Source organism: Janthinobacterium sp. GW821-FHT03C10, from assembly GCF_059420865.1.
Genome location: NZ_JBWKUN010000004.1, coordinates 417245 through 443448, shown reverse-complemented (window position 1 = coordinate 443448; position 26204 = coordinate 417245). Strand labels below are relative to the sequence as shown.

Sequence of the window (26204 nt, the reverse complement as noted above, 5' to 3'; positions counted from 1 at the left end):
TTCGTTCCTTTTAGTAAAGAATGAACATGAACGCAGCAAGAGCGAGCTCCGAGTGTTTTTTACTTTGCAGTGCAACTACAGAAGGAACAATAACATCATGACAAACCAAGTCGGCATTGATATGAACAGCGATTCGGACTCCGACGATCTGCTCCAGTACAACCCAAACAGACTGCTCGATACCCTGATCGAAAACCTGCGCCTGAAAAACGACGCAGCCTTGTCCCGCGCGCTGGAAGTGGCGCCACCGGTCATCAGCAAAATCCGCCATCACCGCCTGCCGGTCGGCGCATCGCTGCTGATCCGCATGCACGAAGTCAGCGATCTGAGCATCCGCGACCTGCGTTACCTGATGGGTGACCGTCGTAACAAATTCCGCATCAGCGACAAGCAATTCAAACCAAAAGAAGGCGAAACGCCACAAGGCTGATCCTGCCGGTTTCGCAGGTTTTCCCTCCCCGCCAGGGGAGGGGGTATTTCCAGCAGTTCTCAGGCCGTTCTGGCCGACCTCACTTCACATCCTTCGCCGTTACGCAGGAAAAACACCTGTGGACAGATATCTGTCGCCGCGGTCGCAGACGACGAACACGATGGTCGCGTTTTCCACCGTTTGCGAGATGCGCAGCGCGATTTCGCACGCACCGGCCGCCGAGATGCCGCAGAACAAGCCCTCTTCCGCCGCCAGGCTGCGCGCCATGCGCTCGGCCACGCCCTGGCTCACGTATTCCACCTGGTCCACGCGCGACTTGTCGTAGATTTTCGGCAAGTACGCTTCCGGCCACTTGCGGATGCCGGGAATCTGCGAACCTTCCTCGGGCTGGGCGCCGATGATCTGGATGGCGGGATTCTGTTCTTTCAGGTAACGCGACACGCCCATGATGGTGCCCGTCGTGCCCATGGCGCTGACGAAATGCGTCACGCGGCCATGCGTATCGCGCCAGATTTCCGGTCCCGTGCTTTCATAGTGGGCGCGCGAATTGTCTTCGTTGGCGAACTGGTCAAGGATGACGCCGCGGCCATCCTTCTGCATCTGCTCGGCCAGGTCGCGCGCATATTCCATGCCGCCCGTCCTCGGCGTCAATAAAATGTCGGCGCCGTAGGCGGCCATGCTCTGGCGGCGCTCCACGCTCAGGTTGTCTGGCATCAAGAGCAGCATCTTGTAGCCGCGCAAGGCGGCGGCCATGGCCAGCGCGATGCCCGTATTGCCGCTGGTCGCCTCGATCAGCGTATCGCCCGGCTTGATGACGCCGCGCTCTTCCGCGCGCTTGAGCATGGACATGGCCGCGCGGTCCTTCACGGAGCCAGCCGGATTGTTGCCTTCCAGCTTGCCGAGGATGACGTTGTTGCGCGCAAGCGCATCGGCGCCCGGCAAGCGCGTCAGCTGCACCAGCGGGGTATTGCCTATCGTATCTTCAAGTGTCTTGTAAGCCATCGTGTCTGTTTGAGTGGATTCAACAAGGACCCATTCTAATATGAGATGCTGGACGGCGTATCGCTCATCGGCGGGGGCATCCGGGCCCGCGCGCGTGCGCGGCTGCGCCGCCACTGGCCGCATGGCGCTTGCCGCCCCGCCATTTCCGGGCGTGCGCAAGGGATATTGCGGCGGGCGGGCGCCGCATGCGCTAGACTCGTCACTGTTAGTTATTTTTGTTATTTGCTTATTCAGCCTCCGAACGGACCCGCCATGGCCAGCAGCACACCCGAATTCATTCCCGAAACGACGCAGGATGATCCCGTCCAGTTCGCCACGCTCGACTTGCAGGGCCGCAGCCACCAGATCTCGCCCGTCTTCAATGCGCTCGAACTGCAGCGCTTGCAGCGCTATGGCACGCTGCGGCGCTTCGCCGATGGCGAGACGCTGTTCGAGGCGGGCAGCAGCAGCTTCGGCATGCTGGTGATACTGTCCGGCCGGGTCAGCATCAAGCGCCACGAGGTGCTGGGGCAGGCGTCGCAGTTGCGCGAAGTGGGCGTCGGCCATTTCATTGCCGAGGTGGCGCAATTGTCCGGCCGCCCCACCCTCGTCAACGGCAGCGCCGTGGGGCCGGTGGAATTGCTCGACATCAGTTCGGAATCCTTGCGCGCGCTGATCGTCGCCGAAGCGGAGATGGGCGAACGCATCGTGCGCGCCCTGATCCTGCGCCGCGTGGCGCTGATCGAATCGAATTCGGGCGGCCCCGTGCTGGTGGGCCCGCGCGGCAATGGCAATCTGTTCCACCTGCAAAGTTTTCTGTCGAGTAATGGCCATCCGCACACGGTGCTCGATCCGGCCAGCGATGCGGCCGCCGCCGCGCTGGCCGGTCGCTACCAGCCCACGCCGCAGGAGTGGCCGCTGGTGGTCTGTCCGGACGGCAAGATCATGAAAAATCCCGGCAATGCGGAACTGGGACGCTGCCTGGGCATGCTGCCCGATTTATCCGGCGACAAACTCTTCGACGTGCTGGTGGTGGGCGCCGGTCCCGCCGGCCTGGCCACGGCCGTGTATGCGGCCTCGGAAGGCCTATCGGTTCTGGCGCTGGAACAGCGCGCGTACGGCGGCCAGGCGGGCGCCAGCGCGCGCATCGAAAATTACCTGGGTTTCCCCACCGGCATTTCCGGCCGGGCCTTGGCGGGGCGCGCCTATGTGCAGGCGCAAAAGTTCGGCGTCGAGATCGCCACCCCGGCCAGCGCCGCCAACCTGCTGTGCGACACCTGGCCCCTGCGCGTCAATCTGTGCGACGGCACGCAGGTGCGCGCCCGCACGGTGGTGCTGTCGTGCGGCGCGCGCTACCGCCGCCCCTCGCTGGCCAACCTGAAAACGTATGAGGGACGTGGCGTGTATTACTGGGCCTCGCCCATCGAAGCCAAGCTGTGCCGGCAGGAAGAGATCATCCTCGTCGGCGGCGGCAACTCGGCCGGCCAGGCCGCCGTGTTCCTCTCGGGCCACGCCGCCAAAGTCCACATGGTGATCCGCGGCGAGGGCCTGGCGGCCAGCATGTCGAGCTACCTGATCGAGCGCATCGCCGCCACGCCCAACATCGCCCTGCATACGCATACGGAAATCATCGCCCTCGAGGGCGACGACGATGGCTTGACGGAGGTGCGCTGGCGCAACAACCACACGGGGGAAGAGTGCGATTGCGCCGTGCGCCGCGTGTTCCTGTTTGTCGGCGCCGATCCGAACACGGACTGGCTGCACGACTGCGCCGTCGCCGTCGACGAGCAGGGTTTCATCCGCACGGGCTTCGACGTCACGCGCGCCGAATGCCGCGCCCACGGCCACACCGCGCATTTACCCTACCCGCCACCGGGCTTGCCGGAGCGGGCCGCGCTGGAAACGAGCGTGCCGGGCGTGTTCGCCATCGGCGACGTGCGGGCCGGTTCCACCAAGCGCGTGGCCGCTGCCGTGGGCGAAGGCGCGGCGGTCGTTTCCCAGATCCACGGCTTTCTTGCGCGCCTGCCCGTCGGCTCCTGATCAGCGCAGCGGCATGGGATACGTGGCCACGCTGACGTTGCCGTCGCGATCGATGGCCTGGACGCCAAAGAAATAGTTGTCTTTCGACAGCTTGACCTTGGCCTCGGTGACCTTGCCCACGTCCTGCGCGCCCTGCCACTGGTCTGCCGTCGTGGCGCGCCAGACGATGCGGTAGCCGGCCAGGTCCGGTTCCGTGTTCGGCTGCCATACCAGTGCGGTGGCGTTTTCCAGCTGGGCCGTGCGCACCTGCACGCCGGCGGGCGCGGCCGGCGCCAGGGCCAGCGAAGCGAGCGCCGCCGCATTCACGCGCGCCACTTTCGCCACGTAGTCGTAGTCGACGAATTGCGGCAGGTCGCCATACTGCACGCCATTTTCCACGCGCACATCCTGGTGCTGATGCGCAAAATCCTCGTGCGGTTCCGTGAAGCGCAGCGCCGCGTAGCCTTGCGCCAGGAACGGCATATGATCGCCGCCGCGCAGGTAGCGGTCGGCGCGCTGGATGACGTTGACCTTGAAGCCGGGCACGTAGCGCTCGCCCACCTGTTTCACATGGCGCGCCAGCTGGCGCGAGATGGAATCGTTTTCGCCGCCCGTCGCCACCAGGGCGCGCACGCCGTCGCTCATCTCCTTCACGGCCGGGATGCCCTCGGCAAACAGGCGCACCTGGCCGCCATCGACGCTGCCGTCTTCCGCGCGCGAACTGCCGATGATGTCGTTGTTGAGCATGCCGGCGATGTTGAGCTTGTTCAACTTCGCCTGCTGCGCCCAATGGCCGGAACCCAACAAACCCTGTTCCTCGGCCGCCACGGCCATGAAGACGAGCGTGGCGTCGAACTGGTAGCGCGCCATCGCGCAAGCCATCTCGATCACGGCCGCCGTGCCGGACGCGTCGTCGTTGGCGCCGGGCGCGTCGCCCTGCGCATCCATCACGTCGGTGGCGCGCGAATCGTAATGGCCGCTGACGACATAGATGCGACCGGCCGACTGCGGCTGGCTGCCGGGCAGGGTCGCCACCACGTTGACGATTTCCGTCGGCCGCGCGATGCGTTTCGACACGGGCGCGACATGGCTGTCGAACGCTACCTGCAGACGTCCGCCCGCCTGCGCGCCACAGCGCTCCAGCTCGGCCTTGATCCAGCGCCGGGCCGCGCCGATGCCGCGCGTGTCGGACACGGTATCGGACATGGTGTGGCGCGTCTCGAAACCGACCAGCTTGCGCACATGCGCCTCGATGCGCTGCGGCGAGATGTCGGCCACCACCTGCCGTATCTGCTGCTGTGCCGGTTCGGCGCCCGGCGCCTCCGCCACACTAGCCGACAGCATGGCTGCCGTCATTGCCGTCAAAATCCGTACCATGCCGCCGTCTCCCGATCATTAACAAGTGATCATTCTCGCATTTTTGACGGCAAGCAAGGATGTCCCAGGTCGCAAATCGTGCATTGTAGAAACTGCTACAATCGGCCACTCCCCGTCGCTCACGAAAGACACAGCATGCGCCAGACCGTCCTCCATCCCGCACGCCGCAGCCTGCGCGCGCTCCGCTGACGGTGCGCCGCATGCTCGTCAAATTGCTGTTGCTGGCCACCTTGTTTGCCGTGCTCAGCATCGCTGCCCTGTACAGCTACGGGCGCTTCGCCGAACGCTCGCTGGGCGCGCCGGGCACGGCCTTGCCCGTGGCGACGGATGCCACCCTGCTCGACCGCGTGCTGGCGCCGCAGCTGGCGCAACGCCCGGGCCACAGCGGCACGGCCCTGATTGACGACAATCTGGAAGCGTTTGCCCTGCGCGCACTGAGCGCGCGCGAAGCGGGCCGCAGCATCGACCTGCAGTACTACATCTGGCATAACGACGTCACGGGACGCCTGCTGGTGCGCGAACTGCTGCGCGCAGCCGACCGCGGCGTGCGCGTGCGCGTGTTGCTCGACGATATCAATGCGCGCGGCCAGGACGCCGCCATCCTCGCGCTCGACAGCCATCCGCTGATCGACGTGCGCATCTTCAATCCAAGTCGCAACCGCGACGGCATCTGGCTGCGCGCCGTGGAAATGGCACTGCGCGCCGTCAGCCTGAACCGGCGCATGCACAACAAGGCCTGGATCGTCGACGGTAGGGTCGCCCTCGTCGGCGGGCGCAATATCGGCGATGAATATTTTGACGCCGCCGAGCAAGTCAATTTCCAGGATGCCGACCTGTTGCTGGTGGGCCCCGCCGTCCAGCAGACGAGCGACATCTTCGACCGCTTCTGGAACAGCCGCGCCGTCCTCCCCATCGGCGCCTTGCACGCCGGCAAGGATGCAGGCGCGCCGGAACTGCAGACTGTGCGCGCCCGCCTCGATGCCCTCACGGGCGAGCTGGGCGCCTCGCCGTATCTGCGCCAGCTGACCGATGCGGGCCAGTTGCAGGCGCACCTGGACGGACGCCTGCGCCTGCACTGGAGCGCGCAGGTGAAGGTATTGTCGGACCCGCCGGAAAAAGCCGCGCCCATGGCCAGTTTGCAGCGCAGCGAGCACTGGCTCATGCACAGCTTGCTGCCCCTGCTGACGGACGCGCGCGAAGAAGCGCTGCTGACCTCGCCCTATTTCGTGCCCGGCGCGGCGCTGACGCAGAGCCTGCGCGAAAAAGTCGCGGCCGGCGTCCAGGTCCAGGTGCTGACCAACTCGCTGGCCGCCACCGACGTGGCCCTCGTGCATGCGGGCTATGCGCGCTACCGCCAGGCGCTGCTCGATGGCGGCGTCGCCCTGTTTGAATTGAAGACCCAGCACCGCAAGCGCATCAGCCTGATGGGGTCGAGCCGCGCCAGCCTGCATACCAAGGCCGTGGTGGTCGATGGCCAGCGGGGCTTCGTCGGCTCCTTCAACCTCGATCCCCGCTCGGCCCAGCTGAACACGGAAATGGGCGTGCTGTTCGACGATGCCGCGCTGGCGGCCGACATGCGCGCGCTATTCCTGCACTCGACGGCGAGCGACACCAGCTATCGATTGTTCCTCGACAACGGCGCCCTGCGCTGGGCCGACGCCACCGAGCAGCCCGCCAAAGTGTGGACACAGGACCCTGAAACGGGCTTCTGGCGCCGCCTGCTGATATCCGTGATGCGCTGGCTGCCGATCGAGTCGCAGCTGTAGAGGCGCATGGCATATAAAAACGTTAATCCTGACAAGGTTGCCACTTAAAAATATTTGTTGTTTTCGAGACATGTTAGATGCCGTTTTGCCAAACACTGCTATAATCGCGTCAATGGCGTCAACGAGACACCGCCGCTGTCCCTGAAGTACCCTTCTCGCCCCTTCCGCGATTGAATCCAACGTTGGCCAAAAGCTCGCCGACAGACTGCAACACGACCCTGTCCCTTTTGGAGCTGTATATGCGTAAAACATCTACCCTGCTGGCGCTGGCCGCCGCCCTGTGCGTCACTGCCGCCCAGGCCGCCACGACCAACCTGGTCAAGAATGGCGATTTTGAACTGACCAGTAACGGCACCTCGAAACAATTGAACGAAGGCACATACGCCCGCGACGACCGCACCTACCTGAGCGACTGGTCCAGCAAGGGCTATAACTTCGTCTTGAACGGCAACAACATCGACGACACCAACGCCGCGACGGCGCTGGCCCTGTGGGGACCGAACTCCTACAGCGGCCGCGGCCCGCAAAACGGCCTGGGCGTCAGCCCCACGGGCGGCAATGTGCTGGCCGCCGACTGGGATTATTTTCCTGGCCCCGTCACGCAGCAGGTGAGCGGCCTGGTGGCCGGCCAGGCCTACGTCCTGAGCTTTTCGTACGGCGCTGGCCAGCAAGTGGGTTTCCGCGGCGATAATCCCATCAATTACTGGGACGTTGCGCTGGGCAGCAGCAAGCAGCAAACGGCATCCCTGGCCAATGTCAGCCAGGGCTTCACGGGCTGGCACCAGGCCAGCATGACCTTCACGGCCACGAACAGCAGCGAATTGCTGTCGTTCATGGCCAAGGGCAGCCCGACGGGCGCGCCGCCGTTCATGCTGCTCGATGGCGTGTCGCTGGTCTCGGCCGTGCCGGAACCGTCGACCTGGGGCATGCTGATCGGCGGCCTGGGCTTGCTGGCTTTCATGACGCGCCGCCGCAAGACGGCCCGTGCGGCCTGAGACAGCGACACTTTGCCATTGTTTGACGGAATCAAATGAGCCTGCTGACCACCTTGCCTGGCATCGTCGTCGATGTACTGCGCCTGAGCCTGTGGCTGGTGCTGCTGGCCGCGCTCTTCGTGCCGCTCGAGCGCTTCTTTGGCCAACCCCGTGCGGGGCGTTCCCGCACGGAACTGTTCAGCGACCTGGGTTTTTATTTCATCAGCAGCCTGCTGCCGGCCGCCTTGCTGGCCGTGCCGCTGGCCCTGGCCGCCGTCGCTGGCCAGCGCTGGCTGCCAGACGCCATTCCCGCCACCTTGTCTATCCTGCCCCTGTGGGGCAAGCTCGTGCTGGGCTTGCTGATTGGCGAAGTCGGCACTTACTGGGGGCATAGGCTCAGCCATGAAATTCCATGGCTGTGGCGCTACCACGCCGTACACCACAGCACGGAACAGCTGTATTTCCTCGCCAATACCCGCACCCATCCCGTCGACATGGTCGTCACGCGCCTGTTCGGCCTGACACCCCTGTATCTGCTGGGCCTGGCCAGCCCCGGTGCGGCAGGCAGCGCCGCACCCGTGCTGCTGTTGCTGATCGGTACCGTCTGGGGCTTCTTCATCCACGCCAACCTGCGCTGGCGCTTCGGCCCGCTGGAATGGCTGGTAGCCACGCCCGCCTTCCACCACTGGCATCACAGCAAATTCGAGCACATCAACCGCAACTACGCCTCGACCCTGCCCCTGCTGGACCGGCTGTTCGGCACATATCACCTGCCGCGCGCCTGGCCGGCCGCCTGCGGCATCGAGGCTCCCATGCCAAAGACGCTGGCGGGGCAACTGGCTGCGCCATTCCGGCACACCGGCAAGCAAGAAGTCCAGGCTGCAGAATAAAAAAACCCCCGCGCGGCCGGTACCACGCGGGGGTTTCTTTTCGTGCTGCGCGGCACCACCACGCAACACGCCTTACAGCAACACGCTTACTTTTTCTCTGCTTCTGCCTTCTTCGCCTCGGCGGCAGCCAGTTTCGCTTCTTTCTTCGCGGCAGCGGCAGCAGCCTTCGCTTCTTTCTTGGCAGCGGCAGCTTCCTTCTTCGCTTCGGCGGCCGTCTTCACTGGCGCGGCGCCATCGGCGGCGGCAGGCGCGGCGGCGGGCACCACCTTGGCCGCGGCGGCTTCTTTCTTGGCGGCAGCGGCGGCAGCCTTGGCTTCTTTCTTCGCGGCAGCAGCTTCTTTTTTCGCTTCAGCGGCTGTCTTGGCCGGCGCCGCAGCGGTGTCGGTCGCAGCAGCTGGCTTCGGTGCGGCTTCTTTCGCTGCAACTTCCTTCACAGCAGCTTTTGCCGGGGCAGCTTTCGCCGCCGTCGCGGGCGCCGCGGGCGCGCCGGACTTGGCCTGGCCATTCACTTGCAAGCCCGCTTCCGACAGCTTTACGGAACTTTTCGGACCGATGCCCTTCACGCGGCTTTCGAAATCGGCCCAATCCTTGAAGGCGCCGCCCTTGGCGCGCTCATCGATGATGGCTTTCGACGTGACGGGGCCGATGCCCTTGACGCTGTCGAGTGCCGCCTGGTCCGCCTTGTTGACATCGACCTGGGCAAAGGCAAAGCCCATCGTCGCGATCAAGGTGGCGATGGCCAGCAGTATTTTTTTGAACATGGGTATCTCTCCGTAATGTGGTTTCAAGATGACTCGAACGCAAAGGAAGAGCAGCGCCTTAACGGCTTTAACGGCTGGGACGTGATACGGTTGACAAGACGGGACGGCGGAACGGTGGGAGAACCTGCGCCAGATCAAACAGGCCGGCGCAGGCGATACAGCATACTTACTGCGGAAACAGCTCGTCGCGGGTGACGGTGGCCGTGCCCAACTTGCCGACGACGATGCCGCCGGCCCGGTTGGCCGTGCGCACGGCGTCGCCCAGGCCCATGCCGGCACCCAGCATGGCCGCCATGGTGGCGATCACCGTGTCGCCGGCGCCCGAGACGTCGAACACTTCGCGCGCATCGGTGGGCATGTGCAGCACCTCGTCGGCCGTGTACAAGCTCATGCCTTCTTCGGAACGGGTCAGCAGCAAGGCGTCCAGGCCCAGCTGCGCGCGCATCTGCTGCGCGCGTTCCGTGAGCTGCTCTTCCGTGCTCCAGTTGCCGATCACGCGGCGCAGTTCCGATTTATTCGGAGTAAGCACTGACGCTCCCGTATAGCGGCTGAAATCATCGCCTTTCGGGTCGACCATGACGATCTTGCCGGCCGCCCGGGCCGCCTTGATCATCTCGGCCACGTTCACCAGGCTGCCCTTGGCGTAGTCCGACAGGATCACCACGTCGTAGTGCGGCAAGAGGGCATTGAATTGCTTGAGCTTGTCGCGCAGCACCGTATCGCTGGGCGCATCCTCGAAGTCGATGCGCAGCATCTGCTGCTGGCGGCCGATCACGCGCAGCTTGATGATGGTGGAAATGGCCGCATCGCGCTGCAGATAGCTGTGGATGCCGCCCCCCTCGAGCAGGCGCTCGACCTGGCTGCCGGCCTCGTCGTCGCCCACCACGCCCAGCAAGCTCGTCTTCGCTCCCAGCGCGGCCGCGTTGCGCGCCACGTTGGCCGCGCCGCCCAGGCGCTCTTCGCGCTTCTCGATGCGCACGATGGGCACGGGCGCTTCCGGCGAAATACGACTGACGTCGCCGAACCAATAGCGGTCCAGCATCACATCGCCCACCACCAGCAGGCGTACCTGGGCCAGCGCGGCCGGCGCCGTCAAGGCGACCACCTCCTGGGCGCTCATGCGCGCGTCAGGATCGAGCGACCGATCCCGTGGTATTCGATGCCATTCTCGGCCATGACGGCCGGCTCGAACAGGTTGCGCCCGTCAAAGATCACGGCCTGCTTCAGGCGCGCCTTGACCTGCTCGAAGTCGGGGCTGCGGAAGGCTTTCCACTCGGTCACGATGACCAGCGCATCGGCGTCCTGCAGCGCATCCTTCGGGCTGTCGGCAAAGCGCACCCTGGCCAATTGCGCCGGCGTCAAATCGAGCTGCAGCACGCGGCGCGCCTCGGCCATGGCGACGGGGTCGTACACGGCCACGCTGGCGCCGCGTCCCAGCAGGTCGGCCAGCAGCACGCGGGCCGACGCTTCGCGCATGTCGTCCGTATTCGGCTTGAAGGCCAGGCCCCACACGGCGAAATGCCGGCCCGTCAAGTCTTCGCCGAAGCGAGTGACCACTTTGCGTCCCAGCACCTGCTTCTGCTGGTCGTTGACGGCTTCGACGGCGCGCAGGATCAGCAATTCCTGGCCGTGGCCGCGCGCCGTGCGCTCGAGCGCCTGCACGTCTTTCGGGAAGCAGGAACCGCCATAGCCGCAACCGGCGTACAGGAAGCTGTAGCCGATGCGCGGGTCGGAACCGATGCCGTGGCGCACGGCCTCGATATCGACGCCCACCTTGTCGGCCAGGTTCGCCAGCTCATTCATGAAGGAGATGCGCGTGGCCAGCATGGCATTCGCCGCATATTTCGTGAATTCGGCCGAGCGCACATCCATCCAGTAGGTGCGCTCGTGGTTGCGGTTGAACGGCGCGTACAGGCTTTTCAGCAATTCGCGCGCGCGCTCGCCGTCCGGCGTGGCGTCGACGCCGATGACGATGCGGTCCGGACGCATGAAGTCTTCGACGGCCGCGCCTTCCTTGAGGAATTCCGGGTTCGACGCCACCGAGAACGTGGCGGCCACGCCGCGCGCGTCGAGTTCGCCCTGGATGGCGGCGCGCACTTTTTCGGCCGTGCCGACGGGCACGGTCGACTTGTCGACGATGACCTTGAAGTCCGTCATGTACTTGCCGATGCCGCGCGCGGCCGCCAGCACGTATTGCAGGTCGGCCGAGCCGTCTTCATCGGGCGGCGTGCCGACGGCGATGAATTGCATCGCGCCGTGCGCGGCGGCGGCCTCGACGTCGGTGGAAAAGGTCATGCGCCCGGCGGCGCGGTTGCGCGCCACGACTTCTTCCAGGCCAGGTTCATGGATGGGGATGCCGCCACTGTTGAGCAAGGCGACCTTCTGTGCGTCCAGGTCGAGGCAAAAGACGTCGTTGCCCAGTTCCGCCAGGCAGGCGCCGGTCACGAGGCCAACATAGCCGGTGCCGATAATAGTGATTTTCATGGATGTACCGTATGGATAAAAAGCAGGTCTTACATAGAAGTACACGCCACATTGCTCAGGGCAAGGTGACGTGTACGAATCAGTTCATGACGTTAAGTTCTTCTGTGCGGCGCGGCGGGTAGGTTTCCCACTTGTTGCAGCCAGGGCAGTGCCAGTAGAACTGGCGCGCCTTGAAGCCGCAATGGCTGCACTGGTAGCGGGCCAGCTTCTGCGTGTAGCCGTGCACGAGGTTTTTCACCATCGACAGTTCCGACCAGATGGCGGCAGGCGCATCCATCATGCGCGCTTCCAGCAGCTTATCCAGGCCCAGCAGGGTCGGCGTGCGGCGCAGCTCGGCGCTGACCAGCTGCTTCGCCGCTTCCACACCGTCGAGTTCGATGACGGCCTTGAAGACGACTTCGATCAGGTCGATCGACGACGCCTCTTCCAGGTAGGAACGCAGCAGGTTGACGCCTTCCTGTGCACGGCCCACCTTGGTGTAGCCATCCATCAGGCGCTGCGCCACCAGGGCCACGTGCGGCACGCTTTGCTGCTCCACGCGGCGCCAGGTGGTCAGCGCGCCTTCCACGTCGCCGCGCGCCAGCAGCACGTCGCCCGTCAGAATGGTGGCGCGCACGCTCTTGCGATCCGTCTGCAGGGCTTTTTCCAGCAGCGGCATGGCGTCGTCCGGCTTCATGTGCACCAGCGCGTCATGCGCCAGTTCGCAATAGAACTGGGCGATTTCCTTCTGGCGCGCGCCAGCGCCCGATTCCTGCAAGCCCACGGCCGCTTCGATGGCGCGTGGCCATTCCTTTTCGCGCTGGTAGATTTCCAGCAGCGCGCGGCGCGCCTGGGCCGCATATTGCGTGTCGACCAGGCTGTTGAAGGTTTCTTCGGCGCGGTCCAGCAAGCCCGCCTTCAGGTAATCCATGCCCAGCTCGTAGGCGGCGTGGCCCTGCTGTTCCAGCGGCAAGTCCGGGCGCGCCAGCAAGTTCTGGTGCACGCGGATGGCGCGCTCCGTTTCGCCGCGGCGGCGGAACAGGTTGCCCAGCGCAAAGTGCATATCGGCCGATTCCGGGTCCAGCTTGACGACTTCGATGAAGGCGTCGATGGCCTTGTCGTGCTGCTCATTGAGCAGGAAATTCAAGCCCTTGAAGTAATTGCGCGGCAGGCTGCGCGATTCGGACACCAGTTGATGAATGTCCACGCGCGCGGCAATCCAGCCCAGCGCGAAAAACACGGGGATACCCAAGAGCCACCAGAGTTCAAAATCCATGCGATTGTTTTTATTCGAGTAAGAGAGATAGGAGCGACGGCGGCGCTTACTGCGCGCTCACGCTGTCCGGTTGCGGCTGGACATTGCTGGCCACGCCAACGGTCTGCAGCGCGGCAATGGTGGTTTTTTGCTTGCTCGCTTCGCGGCGGTGACGGAACACGGTCGGCGTCAGGGCCAATACGCCCAGGCTGGCGCCGGCGACAAAAAAGCCCAGCAGCATCAGGACCAGGGGGCCGCGAATTTCATAATTGAGGAAAACATGCAGGTCGACAACCTGCGCATTCTTCAGCGCAAAACTGAAGAACAGGACGAAAAGAACACAGCCAACGATGGTGGAGATGATTTTCATCGATAGGTCCAGAGTGAACAAAAAAATGCCCGTGCCACATGGCACAAACGTAGAGTGCTGATCAAACCGCAGCGAGCGGCAGTGATTTGTGGCCAAGAAGCGCAACCGTACTGAAGTACGGTGAGCATCGCCGGCCGCAAAGCGCGACGCGCAGTAGGTTTGAGCAGTGCTCTACAGCATATTAACAAAAAAAAGCGGCATCCAAGGACGCCGCTCTTTATGTCGCCTTCCAGCAGACGATTAATCCTCGATGATCGGTTGCCCGACCATCGCGTCCACCCGCTCGCGCAACTGTTTGCCCGGTTTGAAGTGGGGTACCCGTTTTTCAGGAACCATCACCTTGTCGCCGGACTTCGGGTTGCGGCCGATGCGCGGGGGCCTGCTGTTCAGGGCAAAACTGCCAAAACCGCGGATCTCGATACGCTGACCGGTCGCCAGGGCGTTGGTCATCGCATCGAGAATGGTCTTGACGGCATACTCCGCATCTTTCGCCACCAGCTGAGAATAACGCTCAGCGAGGCGGTTGATCAGCTCGGACTTTGTCATCTGCCAGTATCCGCGAAGTCTTAGTTCTTGTTATCGAACTTAGCTTTCAACAAGGCGCCCAGGCTGGTGGTGCCCGAAGCTGCGTTGTTGTCGGTAGCTGCCATCTTCTGCATGGCTTCCTGGGTTTCCACGTTGTCTTTCGCTTTGATCGACAGTTGGATACCACGGGCTTTGCGGTCGATGTTCAACACCATTGCTTCGACGGTGTCGCCGACTTTCAGGTGCGTACCAGCATCTTCAACGCGGTCGCGCGAGATTTCGGAAGCGCGCAGGTAGCCTTCGACTTCTTCGGACAGTTGGATCACGGCGCCTTTAGGCTCAACCGATTTAACGGTGCCGGTTACCAGCGAGCCTTTGTCGTTCATGGCTGCGAAGTTGTTGAATGGGTCACCTTCCAGTTGCTTGACGCCCAGGGAAACGCGCTCGCGCTCAACGTCGATGGCCAGAACGATGGCTTCCAGTTCGTCACCTTTCTTGAAGCGACGCACGGCTTCTTCGCCGGTTTCCGTCCAGGACAGGTCGGACAGGTGCACCAGACCGTCGATGTTGCCGGCCAGGCCGATGAACACGCCGAAGTCGGTGATCGATTTGATCGCGCCGCGGACTTTATCACCTTTCTTATGGGTAACACCGAAGTCGTCCCATGGATTGGCTTTGCACTGTTTCATGCCCAGCGAGATACGACGACGCTCTTCGTCGATTTCCAGAACCATCACTTCTACTTCGTCGCCCAGTTGGACAACTTTGTTAGGAGCAACGTTTTTGTTCGTCCAGTCCATTTCGGAAACGTGTACCAGACCTTCGATACCCTGTTCCACTTCAACGAACGCGCCGTAGTCGGTCAGGTTCGTTACTTTACCGAACAGACGGGTGCTTTGTGGGTAACGACGGGACAGACCGGTCCAAGGATCGTCGCCCAGTTGTTTCACGCCCAGCGAAACACGGTTTTTCTCTTGATCGTACTTCAGGACCTTGGCGGTGATTTCCTGGCCAACCGTCAGTACTTCCGACGGGTGACGTACACGGCGCCATGCCAGGTCGGTGATGTGCAGCAGGCCATCGATACCGCCCAGATCCACGAACGCGCCGTAGTCGGTGATATTTTTGACGACGCCGGTCACGACCGTGCCTTCTTTCAGCGTTTCCATCAGTTTCTGACGCTCTTCGCCCATCGAAGCTTCGATGACGGCGCGGCGGGACAGAACCACGTTGTTACGCTTGCGATCCAGCTTGATCACTTTGAATTCGAGGGTCTTGCCTTCGAATGGGGTGGTGTCTTTGACAGGACGGGTATCAACCAGCGAGCCCGGCAGGAATGCGCGGATGCCGTTGGTCAACACGGTCAGACCGCCTTTGACTTTACCATTGACGGTACCGACGACGATTTCGCCCGATTCCATCGCTTTTTCCAGAGCCAGCCACGAAGCCAGACGCTTGGCTTTATCGCGCGACAGGATGGTATCGCCGAAACCGTTTTCCAGCGATTCGATCGCCACGGAAACGAAGTCACCAACTTTGACTTCCAGTTCGCCGTGGTCGTTCTTGAATTCTTCGACAGGGATGAATGCTTCGGATTTGAGGCCAGCGTTCACGATCACGAAATTGTGGTCGAGGCGCACGACTTCAGCGGAAATAACTTCGCCGGAGCGCATATCTTGACGCGACAACGATTCCTCGAAGAGCGCAGCAAAACTTTCCATACCGGTAGATTCGTTAGTTGTAACAGTAGACATAGGGTTCACACAGGTTATCCAGCAGAGATCGCACGATGCGACTTAAACTGGGTTAGGTTTTTGACACACCCGGACAGGCCAGGAGCCGTCAACGGGCACCACATAGCACAACAACACGCTATTTTGCTGCAGCTGCATACCATTTCAACACGGCTTCAACGGCATCATCTGCCGTCATTTCCGACGTATCGAGGACATGCGCCCCTTCCGCGGGGACCAGCGGCGCAATCGCACGGTGAGTATCACGTTCGTCCCGCGCCTGCAAATCCATCAGAAGGTCTTCCATCTTAGCAGAAAAACCCTTGTCTATCAATTGCTTGTAGCGCCGTTGCGCGCGCGCCTCGACACTGGCCGTGAGGAACACCTTCAATTGGGCATGCGGGAAGATCACCGTGCCCATGTCGCGCCCATCGGCCACCAGGCCAGGCGTCTTGCGAAAACCCAGCTGCAAGCTGACCAGGGCCTGGCGTACCGTTGGCAACACGGCAATTTTCGACGCCGTGTTGCCGACTTCCTCGGCACGGATGTGCTCGGTGACGTTTTCCTGCGCCAGCAGGATCTCGCCATTGGCAAAGTGGCAAGGCAAGTGTTCAGCCAGCTTGGCCAGCGCGTGCTCGTCGCGCAAGTCCGTGCCGCGGCGCAGCGCGCTCAGGGCCGTCAGCCGGTACAGCGCGCCCGAGTCCAAGTAATGAAAACCCAGCTTGTCGGCCACGCGGTGCGCCACCGTGCCCTTGCCGGAAGCGGTGGGGCCGTCGATGGCGATGACTGGGATGGTGGAGTTCGGCATTGTATTATTTATCAATTAAATTAATGTATCTTTGGCAATCCCCGCGAAGGCGGCGAAATACTCGGGGAAGGTCTTGGCCACGCATTTCGGGTCGTTGATGCGCATCTCGTTGCCGCGGCGGGCGGCGCCGTCCAGCGAGGCGAGCGAAAAGCACATGGCCATGCGGTGGTCGTCATACGTGTCGATGGTCGCCGCCTGGATCTCGGCCGGCGGCGTCACGCGCAGGTAATCGGCGCCCTCTTCCACTTCGGCGCCCAGCTTGCGCAATTCCGTCGCCATGGCGGCCAGGCGGTCCGTTTCCTTCACCCGCCAGCTGGCGATGTTGCGCAAGGTCGAGGTGCCGTCCGCGTACAGGGCCGCCACGGCGATCGTCATGGCCGCGTCGGGGATATGGTTGAAGTCCATGTCGACGGCTTTCAGCACGCCGTTCGAGCGGGCCTCGATCCAGTTCTCGCCCATGGTGATGGTCGCGCCCATCTGCTGCAAGGCTTCGACGAAGCGCACGTCGCCCTGGATGCTGTCGCGTCCCACGCCTTCCACGCGCACGGGACCGCCGCCGATGGCGCCGGCCGCCAGGAAGTACGAGGCCGACGAGGCGTCGCCCTCGACGTGGATCGTGCCCGGGCTTTGGTACTGCTGACCCGGTTGCACGGTGAACGACTGCCAGCCGTCATGCTCGACCGTCACGCCGAAACGGCGCATCAGGTTCAGGGTGATCTCGATATACGGCTTCGAGATCAGCTCGCCTGTGACATCGATGGTGACCGCATGGTCGCGCGCCATCAGCGGCGCCACCATCAGCAGGGCCGTCAGGAACTGGCTCGACACGTTGCCGCGCACGGCGATGCGCTGCGCGTGGATGTGGCCGCGGCGGATGCGCAGCGGCGGGAAGCCCTGCTCGCCCGTGTACTCGATCTGCGTGCCGACGGCGTTCAGCGCGTCGACCAGGTCGCCGATGGGGCGCTCGTGCATGCGCGACACGCCGTGCAGGGTGTAGTCGCCGCCGATCACGGCCAGCGCCGCCGTCAGCGGGCGGATCGCCGTGCCGGCATTGCCCATGAACAGGTCCGCCTCGTGGTGCGGGAACGCGCCGCCGCAGCCTTCCACGTGGTGCACCTGGTGCGCCGTGGCCGGGTCGCCCGTCAATTCATCCTGCGTCCATTTGACGCCCAGCGACGTCAATGCCGTCAGCATGACGAAGGTGTCGTCGGAGGCGAGCAGGTCGATGATCTTCGTCGTGCCCTTGGCCAGCGCGGCCAGCAGCAGCACGCGGTTGGAAATGCTTTTCGAACCGGGCAAGCGCACCGTGCCTTCGGCGTGCATCACCGGCTTCAGATCGATATGGTGGGGGTAGTGCTTGGTCTGGGTCATGCTGGAATCCTTGAGTATTTATCGTGTGGGCGCGGCCGGCATTTCCGCCGTTTCGATCGCCTCGATCCATTGCTGCCGCGCGTGCTGGGCGTTCGCGTACACGCCCTCGATGGCGGCGCCGTCGTTCGCGGCCAGGTGGGCGCGCAAGGTCGTCAACTGCGCCAGGTAGGCGTCCAGTTCATGCAGCAGCGCCGGCTGGTTGGCCAGGCTGATGTCGCGCCACATCTCCGGCGATGAGCCGGCGATGCGCGTAAAGTCGCGAAAGCCGCTGGCCGCGTATTGGAACAGCAGGCCCGCGTGCGGTTTGTTGGCGATGTCGTCGACCAGCGCAAAAGCCAGCAAATGCGGCAGATGGCTGACGGCGGCAAACACCTTGTCGTGTTCTTCGGGGCTCAAGGTGTGCAGGATGGCGCCGCAGGCGCGCCACGCGGCCGCCACCCGTTCCACATCGGCGGCGCTATTTTCCGCCAGCGGCGTGAGCACCACCTTCTTGCCTTGATATAAATCAATGATGGCCGCGTCGGGGCCATTCGTCTCGCGTCCCGCAATCGGGTGCCCGGGCACGAATTGCGCCACCTTGCCGCCCAACGCTGCGCGCGCGGCCGCCACCACGTCGCTTTTCGTGCTGCCCGCGTCAGTCACGACGGTGCCCGGCTGCAGGTGCGGCGCGATGGAGGCCAGGATGGTGCCCGTCTGCGCCACGGGCGCGGCCAGAAGCACCAAGTCGGCGCCGGCCATGGCTTGCGCCATATCGCCGCCGATTTCGTCGATGATGCGCAGTTCCAGCGCGCGCGCCATCGAGGCCGGCGAGCGGCCCATGCCGACCACCGTGGCGACCGCGCCCGCGTGCTTCAGGGCGCGCGCGAACGAGCCGCCGATCAGGCCCACGCCAAAGATAACGACCTTGTTCAGTGCAGGCGTCGTCATACGGTCAGGCCAGCGCTTTCGTCAGCGCGGCGATGAAGATGGCGTTTTCCTGCGGCAGGCCGATGGAAATGCGCAGCCATTGCGGCAAGCCGTAGCTGCCGACGGGGCGCACGATCACGCCCTGCTTGAGCAGCGCCAGGTTGACGCGCGCGCCTGCCGCATCATCGTCTCCCACCTTCACCAGCACGAAATTGCCGTGCGACGGCACGTATTCCAGGCCCAGTTGCGCAAACGCTTCCGTAAATTGCTGGTAGCCGGCCGCGTTGTTGCGCGCGCTTTGTTCGAGGAAGGCCTTGTCGTTCAGGGCGGCAATCGCGGCCGCCTGCGCCAGCGAGTTGACGTTGAACGGCTGGCGGATGCGGTTCATCAGGTCCGTCAGCACCGGTTGGGCGATGGCAAAGCCGATGCGCAGGCCGGCCAGGCCATACGCCTTCGACAAGGTGCGCGAGACCACCAGATTCGGATACTGGCGCACCCACGCCGTCGACTCGTACTGCTCGTCGGCCGAGAGGAATTCGTTGTACGCCTCGTCGAGCACGACGACGACGTGCGCCGGCACTTTCTTGAGGAAGGCTTCCAGCTGCGCGGCCGTCAGGAAGGTGCCGGTCGGGTTGTTCGGATTGGCGATGAAGACCAGACGCGTATCGTCGGCGATCGCCGCCGCCATGGCGTCGAGGTCATGGCCGTAGGCTTGCGCCGGCACGACGATGTGGCGCGCGCCCAGGCCTTGCGTGGCCAGCGCGTACACGGCGAACGAGTATTGCGAGTACACGACGGACTGGCCGTGCTCGACAAACGCGTGCGCGGCGATTTCCAGGATGTCGTTGCTGCCATTGCCCAGGGTGATCCAGTCGGCCGGCACGTCGTAACGCTTCGACAGCACGGCTTTCAAGTCGAAGCCGTTGGCGTCCGGGTAGCGGCCCAGGTCATCGATGGCGGCGATCATCGCCTGCTTCGCCGATTCCGGCATGCCGTACGGATTTTCATTCGACGCCAGCTTGACGATGGCTGCCTCGTCGAGGCCGAATTCGCGCGCGACTTCCGCGATCGGTTTGCCGCTCTGGTAAGGGGCGATGGCGCGGACGTATTCTGGACCGATATTTTTAGACATGGTGCTCTTTAAAAGTTGGTGAATGATTAGGCTGGTGACTGTTGTTGTTGGGTTACGCTGCGCTAACCCAACCTACAGCTTACCGTAGGTCGGATTAGCGCAGCGTAATCCGACACCAGTCAACGAAGTCACAGACTGACCGGATACGACCCCAGCACCTTGAAAAACGCCGCATTGCTCTGCAGCTCGGCCAGCGCCTGGGCGACGGCCGCGTCCTGCACGTGGCCTTCCACATCGACATAGAAATAATACTCCCAGCTGCCCATGCGCGCCGGGCGCGACTCGAAGCGCGTCATCGATACGCCGTGCTTGGCCAGGGGCGCCAGCAGCTGGTACACGGCGCCCGCCTTGTTCGGCACGGCCAATACCAGCGAGGTCTGGTCCTTGCCCGACGGCGCCGTCTGCAAGGTGCCCACGACGGCAAAGCGCGTGCGGTTGTGCGGATCGTCCTGGATATGTCCCTTGACCACGCCCAGCTTGTACTGCGCGCCGGCCAGTTCGCTGGCAATCGCCGCGACGCTACCGTCTTCGCCGGCCATGCGGGCCGCTTCCGCGTTCGAAGCCACGGCGTAGCGCGCGACGTGCGGATAATTCTGGTTCAGCCACACCTGACACTGCGCCAGCGCCTGCGAATGGGCGCAAATCGAGGTGACGCCGTCCATGTTGCCGCTCTTCGTCATCAGGCTGTGGTGCACGGCGATCGCCACCTCGCCGCTGATGATGAGGCTCGTCTGCAACATCATGTCCAGCGTGCGGTTGACGGCGCCTTCCGAGGAATTTTCGATCGGGACCACGCCGAAGTCCGCCGTACCCGCCTCGGCGGAACGGAACACTTCATCGATGGACGCGCACGGCAAGCCTTCAACGGCGCTGCCGAACTGCTGATACACGGCCTGTTCGCTGAAGGTGCCGGCCGGGCCAAGGTAGGCCACGGTGACGCGCTTTTCCAGCGAGCGGCAGGACGACATGATTTCGCGGAAGATGGTCTGCACTTCGCGATCGCCCATGGGACCGGGATTGCGCTCGGCCACGCCGCGCAGCACCTGCGCCTCGCGCTCGGGGCGGAACACGGGCGCCTGCGTCTCGGCCTTCACGTGGCCCACCTGCTGGGCGATTTGCGCGCGGCGGTTCAGCAGTTCGAGGATTTGCGCGTCGATCGCATCGATCTGTTCGCGCAGCGGTTTCAATTTATCGGTCATGGTTGTTTGTTTCGTCAGCTGTACTTCAATGATGGCCGCGCGGCCTGCGCCGGCGGCGGGCCGGCGCGGTCGCTTAAGCGACTCAGCGTCCGGCAAACTCGTTCAGATAATTCACCAGGGCTTGCACGCCCTCAATCGGCATCGCGTTATAGATCGATGCACGCATGCCGCCGACGGACTTGTGGCCCTTCAGTTGCAGCAGGCCGCGCTGCTTGGCGCCGGCCAGGAATGCGTCGTTCAGACTTTCGTCGCGCAGATAGAACGGGATGGTCATGCGCGAGCGGTATGCGGGGTCGACCCGGTTCTGGTAGAAGTCGTCCGCATCGAGCGCCGCGTACAGCAGCGCCGCTTTCTCAATATTACGCTGTTCCATGGCTGCAACGCCACCCTGGCGTTTGAGCCACTGGAAAACCAGGCCGGCGATATAGATGCCGTAGGTGGGCGGCGTGTTGTACATCGACTCATGCTCGGCCACGATGGTCCAGTCGAAAGCCGACGGGCACATCGGCAATGCCTTGCCCAGCAAGTCTTCGCGCACGATGACCAGGGTCAAGCCGGCCGGGCCGATATTTTTCTGCGCGCCGCCGAAGATCACGCCGTATTGCGACACGTCGATCACGCGCGACAGGATGTGCGAGGACATGTCGGCCACGATGGTGGTGCCTACCGGCACGTTCGGCGCCTGCTGGAATTCCACGCCGTCGATGGTTTCATTGGTGCAGATGTGCAGGTAGGCCGCGCCCGGCGTCAGCTTCCATTCGGCGACGGGCGGCACGCCCGTGAAACTGGCAGCCTTGGACGACGCGGCCACGTTCACGCTGGCATACTTAGCCGCTTCCTGGATCGACTTGCCCGACCACGAACCCGTGTGCACGAAGTCCACGGTGGCCGGCTGCTGCGCGGCCAGGCCCACCAGATTCATCGGGATGATGGCGTTCTCGCCCAGTCCGCCGCCCTGCAGGAACAGGATTTTATAGTTCTCGGGCACGGCCAGCAGCTCGCGCAGGTCGGCCACCGCCTGCTGGTAGATCGAAATGAATTCGGGACCACGGTGACTCATTTCCATCACCGACATGCCGCTGCCATGCCAGTCCTGCATTTCAAAGGCCGCTTGCGCCAGCACTTCCTTGGGCAGGACGGCGGGGCCGGCTGAAAAATTGTAGATATGGGTCACGATACGGTCCTTGGCAAAATGGGAATCTTATTGGGGCGACTGCGTGGCCGCCCGCATGACCTGGTCAAGCACGGCGTTCACGCGCGGGATCAGCACGCGCTGGCTGATGGCCATCGACTCGGCCGACAGTTGCGGCATGGTGGCCAGCATCTTGCGTCCCAGCGGCGTCTTGTAGAAGGCCGTCAGCTGCTCGACTTCCGGCACCGTGTAAAAACGCGCGTACAGGGGCACCATCTCGTCGCCCAGCTCGTCGATCAGGGTCGGGTCGGCCAGTACCTGCGTCAGGGTGGCGATGGCGAGGGGGATTTCTTCCTCGGCGCTGGCCAGCGCGCGCGCCTTGCGCTGATCATCCAGTTTCGGGTTGCTGTTGATTTGCTGCTGCGCCGACTGGCGTATCATGGCCGGCACCGATTGCAGCATCTGGTCGAAGATGCTGCGCGTGAGCTGCGGGAACTGCATCGCGTCGAGCATGCGCCGCACGGCCACTTTCATGGCGGGGCTGGGCGCCGCCTGGCGGGCGGGCGTGGCTTGCGTGCTCTGGGCCAGGGCCGGCAGGGTCGCAAGAAAGGCCAGCGAAAACGCGGCGAAGAAGGTGGCGACGATTTTTCTCATGGCATGCGGGATGTTGAATGACTGGTAAAAGGGCACTGCCGGCGATGCATGTCGGCTTACGCCCGACGGGCTAAGCCGACCTACGAAATTGTGCTGGCGGCGCCAGGAAAAGGCACGCCAATAGCAATTGGGGCTCCCGAAAGAGCCCCAATCATCTTACTCCGGCTGGGCCGGGTCGACAGGATCGGCTGGTTCGGCCGCTGCCGGTGCGGCATCCGTGCCCGCCTCCGTCGTCAGCTCGACTTCGTCGATATCCGTTTCCACCACGCGCTGCAGGCCGGACAGCTTGGTGCCGTCTTCCACGGCGATCAGGGTCACGCCCTGCGTCGCGCGGCCCATCTCGCGGATTTCCGACACGCGGGTGCGGATCAAGACGCCGCCGGTGGTGATCAGCATGATTTCATCGCTGGCATCGACCAGTGTCGCGGCAACCACTTTACCGTTGCGCTCGCTGGTCTGGATGGCGATCATGCCTTTCGTGCCACGGCCATGGCGCGTGTACTCGGTGATCGGCGTACGCTTGCCGTAGCCGTTTTCCGTGGCCGTCAGCACCGACTGCTGCTCGTTCTCGGCCACCAGCAGGGCGATCACGTGCTGGCCTTCTTCCAGGTTCATGCCGCGCACGCCGCGCGCCGTGCGGCCCATCGGACGCACATCGTTTTCGTCGAAGCGCACTGCCTTGCCCGAATCGGAGAACAGCATCACGTCGTGCTGGCCGTCCGTCAGCGCCGCGCCGATCAGGAAGTCGCCGTCGTCCAGGTCGACCGCGATGATGCCGGCCTTGCGTGGATTGCTGAAGTCCTTCAGCGGCGTCTTTTTCACGGTGCCGAGGCTGGTCGACATGAACACGTAATGGTCTTCCGGGAACGTGCGGTTCTCGCCCGACAGCGGCAGGATCACGGTGATCTTTTCGTTGTCCTGCAGCGGGAACATGTTGACGATCGGCTTGCCGCGCGAATTGCGCGAGCCTTGCGGCACTTCCCACACCTTCAGCCAGTACATGCGGCCACGATCCGAGAAGCACAGGATGTAGTCGTGCGTATTGGCGATGAACAGCTGGTCGATCCAGTCTTCCTCTTTCGTCGCCATGGCCTGCTTGCCGCGGCCGCCGCGCTTCTGTGCGCGGTATTCGGTGATCGGCTGCGCCTTCATGTAACCCGTGTGCGACAGGGTCACGACCATGTCCTGCGGCGTGATCAGGTCTTCCGTCTCCAGGTCGGTCGCGTTCAACTCGATCTGCGAGCGGCGCACGTCCTTGTTGCCGGCGCCGTATTCGTTCTTCGCCGCCGTCATTTCATCGGTGATGATGACGGTGACGCGTTCCGGCTTGGCCAGGATGTCGAGCAAGTCGGCGATATGTTCCATCACGTCCTTGTACTCGTTGACGATCTTGTCCTGCTCCAGGCCCGTCAGGCGCTGCAGGCGCATCTGCAAGATTTCCTGCGCCTGGTCGTCCGACAGCTTGTACAGGCCATCGGCCTGCATGCCGTAGTGCTTCGGCAGGTTTTCCGGACGGTAGGCATCCACGCCGCCCGGCGTCGTGCCGTCGCCCGTACGGGCCAGCATTTCGCGCACGACGGACGAATCCCAGGCCTTGGCCATCAGCTCGACCTTGGCGATCGGCGGCGTCGGCGCGGCCTTGATGATGGCGATGAAGTCATCGATGTTGGCCAGCGCGACAGCCAGGCCTTCGAGCACGTGGCCGCGTTCGCGCGCCTTGCGCAGTTCGAACACGGTACGGCGCGTGACCACTTCGCGGCGGTGCGACAGGAAGCATTGCAGCATCTGCTTGAGGTTCAGCAGCTTCGGCTGACCATCGACCAGGGCCACCATGTTCATGCCGAAGGTGTCTTGCAACTGGGTCTGCTTGTACAGGTTGTTGAGCACCACTTCCGGCACTTCGCCCCGTTTCAGCTCGATCACCACGCGCATGCCCGACTTGTCGGATTCGTCGCGGATGTCGGAAATGCCGTCGAGCTTCTTGTCGCGCACGTTTTCAGCGATGCGTTCCAGCAAGGATTTCTTGTTGACCTGGAATGGCAGTTCGTCGACGATGATGGCGATGCGGCCGCCATCCTTGCCGTATTCCTCGAAGTGCGTCTTGGCGCGCATGACGACGCGGCCGCGGCCCGTGCGATAGCCGTCGCGCACGCCGGACACGCCATAGATGATGCCGGCCGTCGGGAAGTCCGGCGCCGGGATCAGCTCGATCAATTCATCGATCGTGCATTCGGGGTTACGCAGCACGTGCAGCGCGCCGTCGATGACTTCGGTAATGTTGTGTGGCGGAATGTTCGTCGCCATGCCGACGGCGATACCGGACGAGCCGTTGATCAGCAGGTTCGGGATACGCGTCGGCAAGACCGTCGGTTCCTTTTCCTTGCCATCGTAGTTGGGCTGGAAATCGACGGTATCCTTGTCGATATCGGCCAGCAGCTCGCTGGCGATCTTGTCCAGGCGGCACTCGGTGTAACGCATCGCCGCGGCGCCGTCGCCGTCGACGGAACCGAAGTTGCCCTGGCCATCGACGAGCATGTAGCGCAGCGAAAAATCTTGCGCCATGCGCACCAGCGTGTCGTAGATCGAGGCATCGCCGTGGGGATGGTATTTACCCATGGTTTCGCCGACCACGCGGGCGCACTTGACGTAAGGGCGGTTCCACACGTTATTCATTTCATGCATCGCGAACAAGACGCGGCGGTGCACTGGCTTCAAGCCATCGCGCGCATCGGGCAAGGCACGGCCGACGATCACGCTCATGGCGTAATCGAGGTAGCTCTTGCGCATCTCTTCTTCGAGGGAAATAGGAATTGTTTCTTTTGCGAATTGATCCATTGGCGGTTCGACTGATCTCAGGCTGTGGTTAACTTATCTGTTACGCAATGTATGACGCAATACTGCATATCCTGGGTGGCTGTCGTCGTGGACGCCGCGCCGCGCGCTGCTGGCGTGGCCCGGCTTCCATGTCGCAGAGTGCCAGAACAAATCGGCGGGCTGACGGCAAGGCCAGTACGGGTACCGCAAGGGTAGGTGCTGGCCATGCAGTGCCGCCGTGGGCATTTGCCCGGCACTCTTAACAGTCAAGCGCACGATTTTAGCATGCGCGCCCAGCTACCTGTACAAATTGGCCATACCGGCAAGATTGCCAGTTTGCGCCGGGGCCGCGCATATTGACCTGTCGATAATGCACAATGGCAATATCAGTTCAAGACATCTGCCCTTAAAAGTGGCAAAAAAAACGATCAATTGTTACAGATGCGTTACAAATGGGCATTTTCGTTGCGCAAAAACAACGCACGGTCTAAAATCGGGCAAGCTTTGATTTAACCACGGTCGTGTGCCCCTGATGCGTGTGGCAAAATGACTGGGAAGTTAATTGCTAGTTTCGCAATCTGAAACGAGCGCATATGGTCTACATGATAAAATCTTGGCACGTAGCACCAGTAGCGCAGTGTTGT

At 63.1% G+C, this 26204-nt stretch carries 22 protein-coding genes; 5 read left to right on the top strand and 17 right to left on the bottom strand.

Annotated elements, in window-relative coordinates; all coding sequences use genetic code 11:
• Positions 1–97 precede the first annotated feature (97 nt).
• Complete coding sequence (locus tag AC07VH_RS16290; protein WP_034751784.1) at positions 98–430, top strand: hypothetical protein; 333 nt, start codon at positions 98–100, stop codon at positions 428–430.
• A gap of 99 nt (positions 431–529) precedes the next feature.
• Here the strand turns inward: AC07VH_RS16290 and cysM are convergent, their stop codons facing one another.
• Positions 530–1432 (bottom strand): cysteine synthase CysM, encoded by a 903-nt coding sequence (gene cysM, locus AC07VH_RS16285; protein ID WP_475415698.1) that lies wholly within the window; start codon positions 1430–1432, stop codon positions 530–532.
• Between the two features lie 252 nt (positions 1433–1684).
• Here cysM and AC07VH_RS16280 point away from each other — a divergent pair, with 252 nt between their 5' ends.
• Entirely contained in the window at positions 1685–3451 is a 1767-nt protein-coding gene (locus AC07VH_RS16280) for an FAD-dependent oxidoreductase (protein ID WP_494788674.1), read from the top strand.
• Here the strand turns inward: AC07VH_RS16280 and AC07VH_RS16275 are convergent, their stop codons facing one another.
• Positions 3452–4807 carry a M20/M25/M40 family metallo-hydrolase gene (locus AC07VH_RS16275; protein ID WP_494788673.1) on the bottom strand — a complete coding sequence of 452 codons (1356 nt, stop codon included), beginning with the start codon at positions 4805–4807 and terminating at the stop codon, positions 3452–3454. It abuts the gene before it with no gap.
• Between the two features lie 200 nt (positions 4808–5007).
• Between AC07VH_RS16275 and AC07VH_RS16270 the strand changes: the two genes are divergently transcribed.
• The 3 genes from AC07VH_RS16270 to AC07VH_RS16260 all read left to right on the top strand — a co-directional run bounded on the left by AC07VH_RS16270 (position 5008) and on the right by AC07VH_RS16260 (position 8437).
• The gene (locus AC07VH_RS16270) at positions 5008–6573 is read left to right on the top strand and encodes a phospholipase D family protein (RefSeq protein ID WP_494788672.1); all 1566 of its coding nucleotides are present in this window, start codon (positions 5008–5010) and stop codon (positions 6571–6573) included.
• Between the two features lie 239 nt (positions 6574–6812).
• Entirely contained in the window at positions 6813–7568 is a 756-nt protein-coding gene (locus AC07VH_RS16265) for a PEP-CTERM sorting domain-containing protein (protein ID WP_475415702.1), read from the top strand.
• 35 nt (positions 7569–7603) lie between these two features.
• Positions 7604–8437: a sterol desaturase family protein gene (locus tag AC07VH_RS16260; protein WP_475415703.1), complete on the top strand. Its 834-nt coding sequence runs from the start codon at positions 7604–7606 to the stop codon at positions 8435–8437.
• An 86-nt stretch (positions 8438–8523) separates the two neighbouring features.
• Here the strand turns inward: AC07VH_RS16260 and AC07VH_RS16255 are convergent, their stop codons facing one another.
• From AC07VH_RS16255 to gyrA, 15 genes are all read right to left on the bottom strand, one after another.
• Positions 8524–9198, bottom strand: a complete 675-nt coding sequence (locus AC07VH_RS16255; protein ID WP_494788671.1) for a ComEA family DNA-binding protein — start codon at positions 9196–9198, stop codon at positions 8524–8526.
• A gap of 166 nt (positions 9199–9364) precedes the next feature.
• Positions 9365–10318, bottom strand: a complete 954-nt coding sequence (gene rfaE1, locus AC07VH_RS16250) for a D-glycero-beta-D-manno-heptose-7-phosphate kinase (RefSeq protein ID WP_475415705.1) — start codon at positions 10316–10318, stop codon at positions 9365–9367.
• Complete coding sequence (locus tag AC07VH_RS16245) at positions 10315–11682, bottom strand: UDP-glucose dehydrogenase family protein (RefSeq protein ID WP_475415706.1); 1368 nt, start codon at positions 11680–11682, stop codon at positions 10315–10317. The genes rfaE1 and AC07VH_RS16245 overlap by 4 nt, the downstream gene beginning before the upstream one ends.
• A gap of 79 nt (positions 11683–11761) precedes the next feature.
• Positions 11762–12937, bottom strand: a complete 1176-nt coding sequence (gene lapB / locus AC07VH_RS16240) for a lipopolysaccharide assembly protein LapB (RefSeq protein ID WP_034782020.1) — start codon at positions 12935–12937, stop codon at positions 11762–11764.
• 46 nt (positions 12938–12983) lie between these two features.
• A complete protein-coding gene (locus tag AC07VH_RS16235) occupies positions 12984–13286 on the bottom strand; it encodes a LapA family protein (protein ID WP_077400759.1) in 303 nt (100 codons plus the stop codon).
• Positions 13287–13526: 240 nt separating this feature from the next.
• On the bottom strand, positions 13527–13832 hold the full coding sequence (locus AC07VH_RS16230) for an integration host factor subunit beta (protein WP_008446215.1): 306 nt from the start codon (positions 13830–13832) through the stop codon (positions 13527–13529).
• A 20-nt stretch (positions 13833–13852) separates the two neighbouring features.
• A complete protein-coding gene (rpsA, locus tag AC07VH_RS16225) occupies positions 13853–15565 on the bottom strand; it encodes a 30S ribosomal protein S1 (RefSeq protein ID WP_071650172.1) in 1713 nt (570 codons plus the stop codon).
• A 118-nt stretch (positions 15566–15683) separates the two neighbouring features.
• Positions 15684–16352, bottom strand: coding sequence for a (d)CMP kinase (gene cmk / locus AC07VH_RS16220; RefSeq protein WP_494788669.1), 669 nt, complete (start codon positions 16350–16352; stop codon positions 15684–15686).
• 15 nt (positions 16353–16367) lie between these two features.
• On the bottom strand, positions 16368–17723 hold the full coding sequence (gene aroA, locus AC07VH_RS16215; RefSeq protein ID WP_475415708.1) for a 3-phosphoshikimate 1-carboxyvinyltransferase: 1356 nt from the start codon (positions 17721–17723) through the stop codon (positions 16368–16370).
• Between the two features lie 18 nt (positions 17724–17741).
• Positions 17742–18650, bottom strand: a complete 909-nt coding sequence (locus AC07VH_RS16210; RefSeq protein ID WP_494788668.1) for a prephenate dehydrogenase — start codon at positions 18648–18650, stop codon at positions 17742–17744.
• 4 nt (positions 18651–18654) lie between these two features.
• Positions 18655–19761 carry a histidinol-phosphate transaminase gene (gene hisC, locus AC07VH_RS16205; protein WP_475415710.1) on the bottom strand — a complete coding sequence of 369 codons (1107 nt, stop codon included), beginning with the start codon at positions 19759–19761 and terminating at the stop codon, positions 18655–18657.
• A 128-nt stretch (positions 19762–19889) separates the two neighbouring features.
• On the bottom strand, positions 19890–20960 hold the full coding sequence (gene pheA / locus AC07VH_RS16200; protein ID WP_475415711.1) for a prephenate dehydratase: 1071 nt from the start codon (positions 20958–20960) through the stop codon (positions 19890–19892).
• Between the two features lie 82 nt (positions 20961–21042).
• Positions 21043–22134: a 3-phosphoserine/phosphohydroxythreonine transaminase gene (serC, locus tag AC07VH_RS16195; RefSeq protein ID WP_494788667.1), complete on the bottom strand. Its 1092-nt coding sequence runs from the start codon at positions 22132–22134 to the stop codon at positions 21043–21045.
• A 27-nt stretch (positions 22135–22161) separates the two neighbouring features.
• Positions 22162–22746 (bottom strand): DUF2059 domain-containing protein, encoded by a 585-nt coding sequence (locus AC07VH_RS16190; protein WP_475415713.1) that lies wholly within the window; start codon positions 22744–22746, stop codon positions 22162–22164.
• Between the two features lie 156 nt (positions 22747–22902).
• Positions 22903–25581: a DNA gyrase subunit A gene (gene gyrA, locus AC07VH_RS16185; protein ID WP_475415714.1), complete on the bottom strand. Its 2679-nt coding sequence runs from the start codon at positions 25579–25581 to the stop codon at positions 22903–22905.
• Positions 25582–26204: the final 623 nt, after the last annotated feature.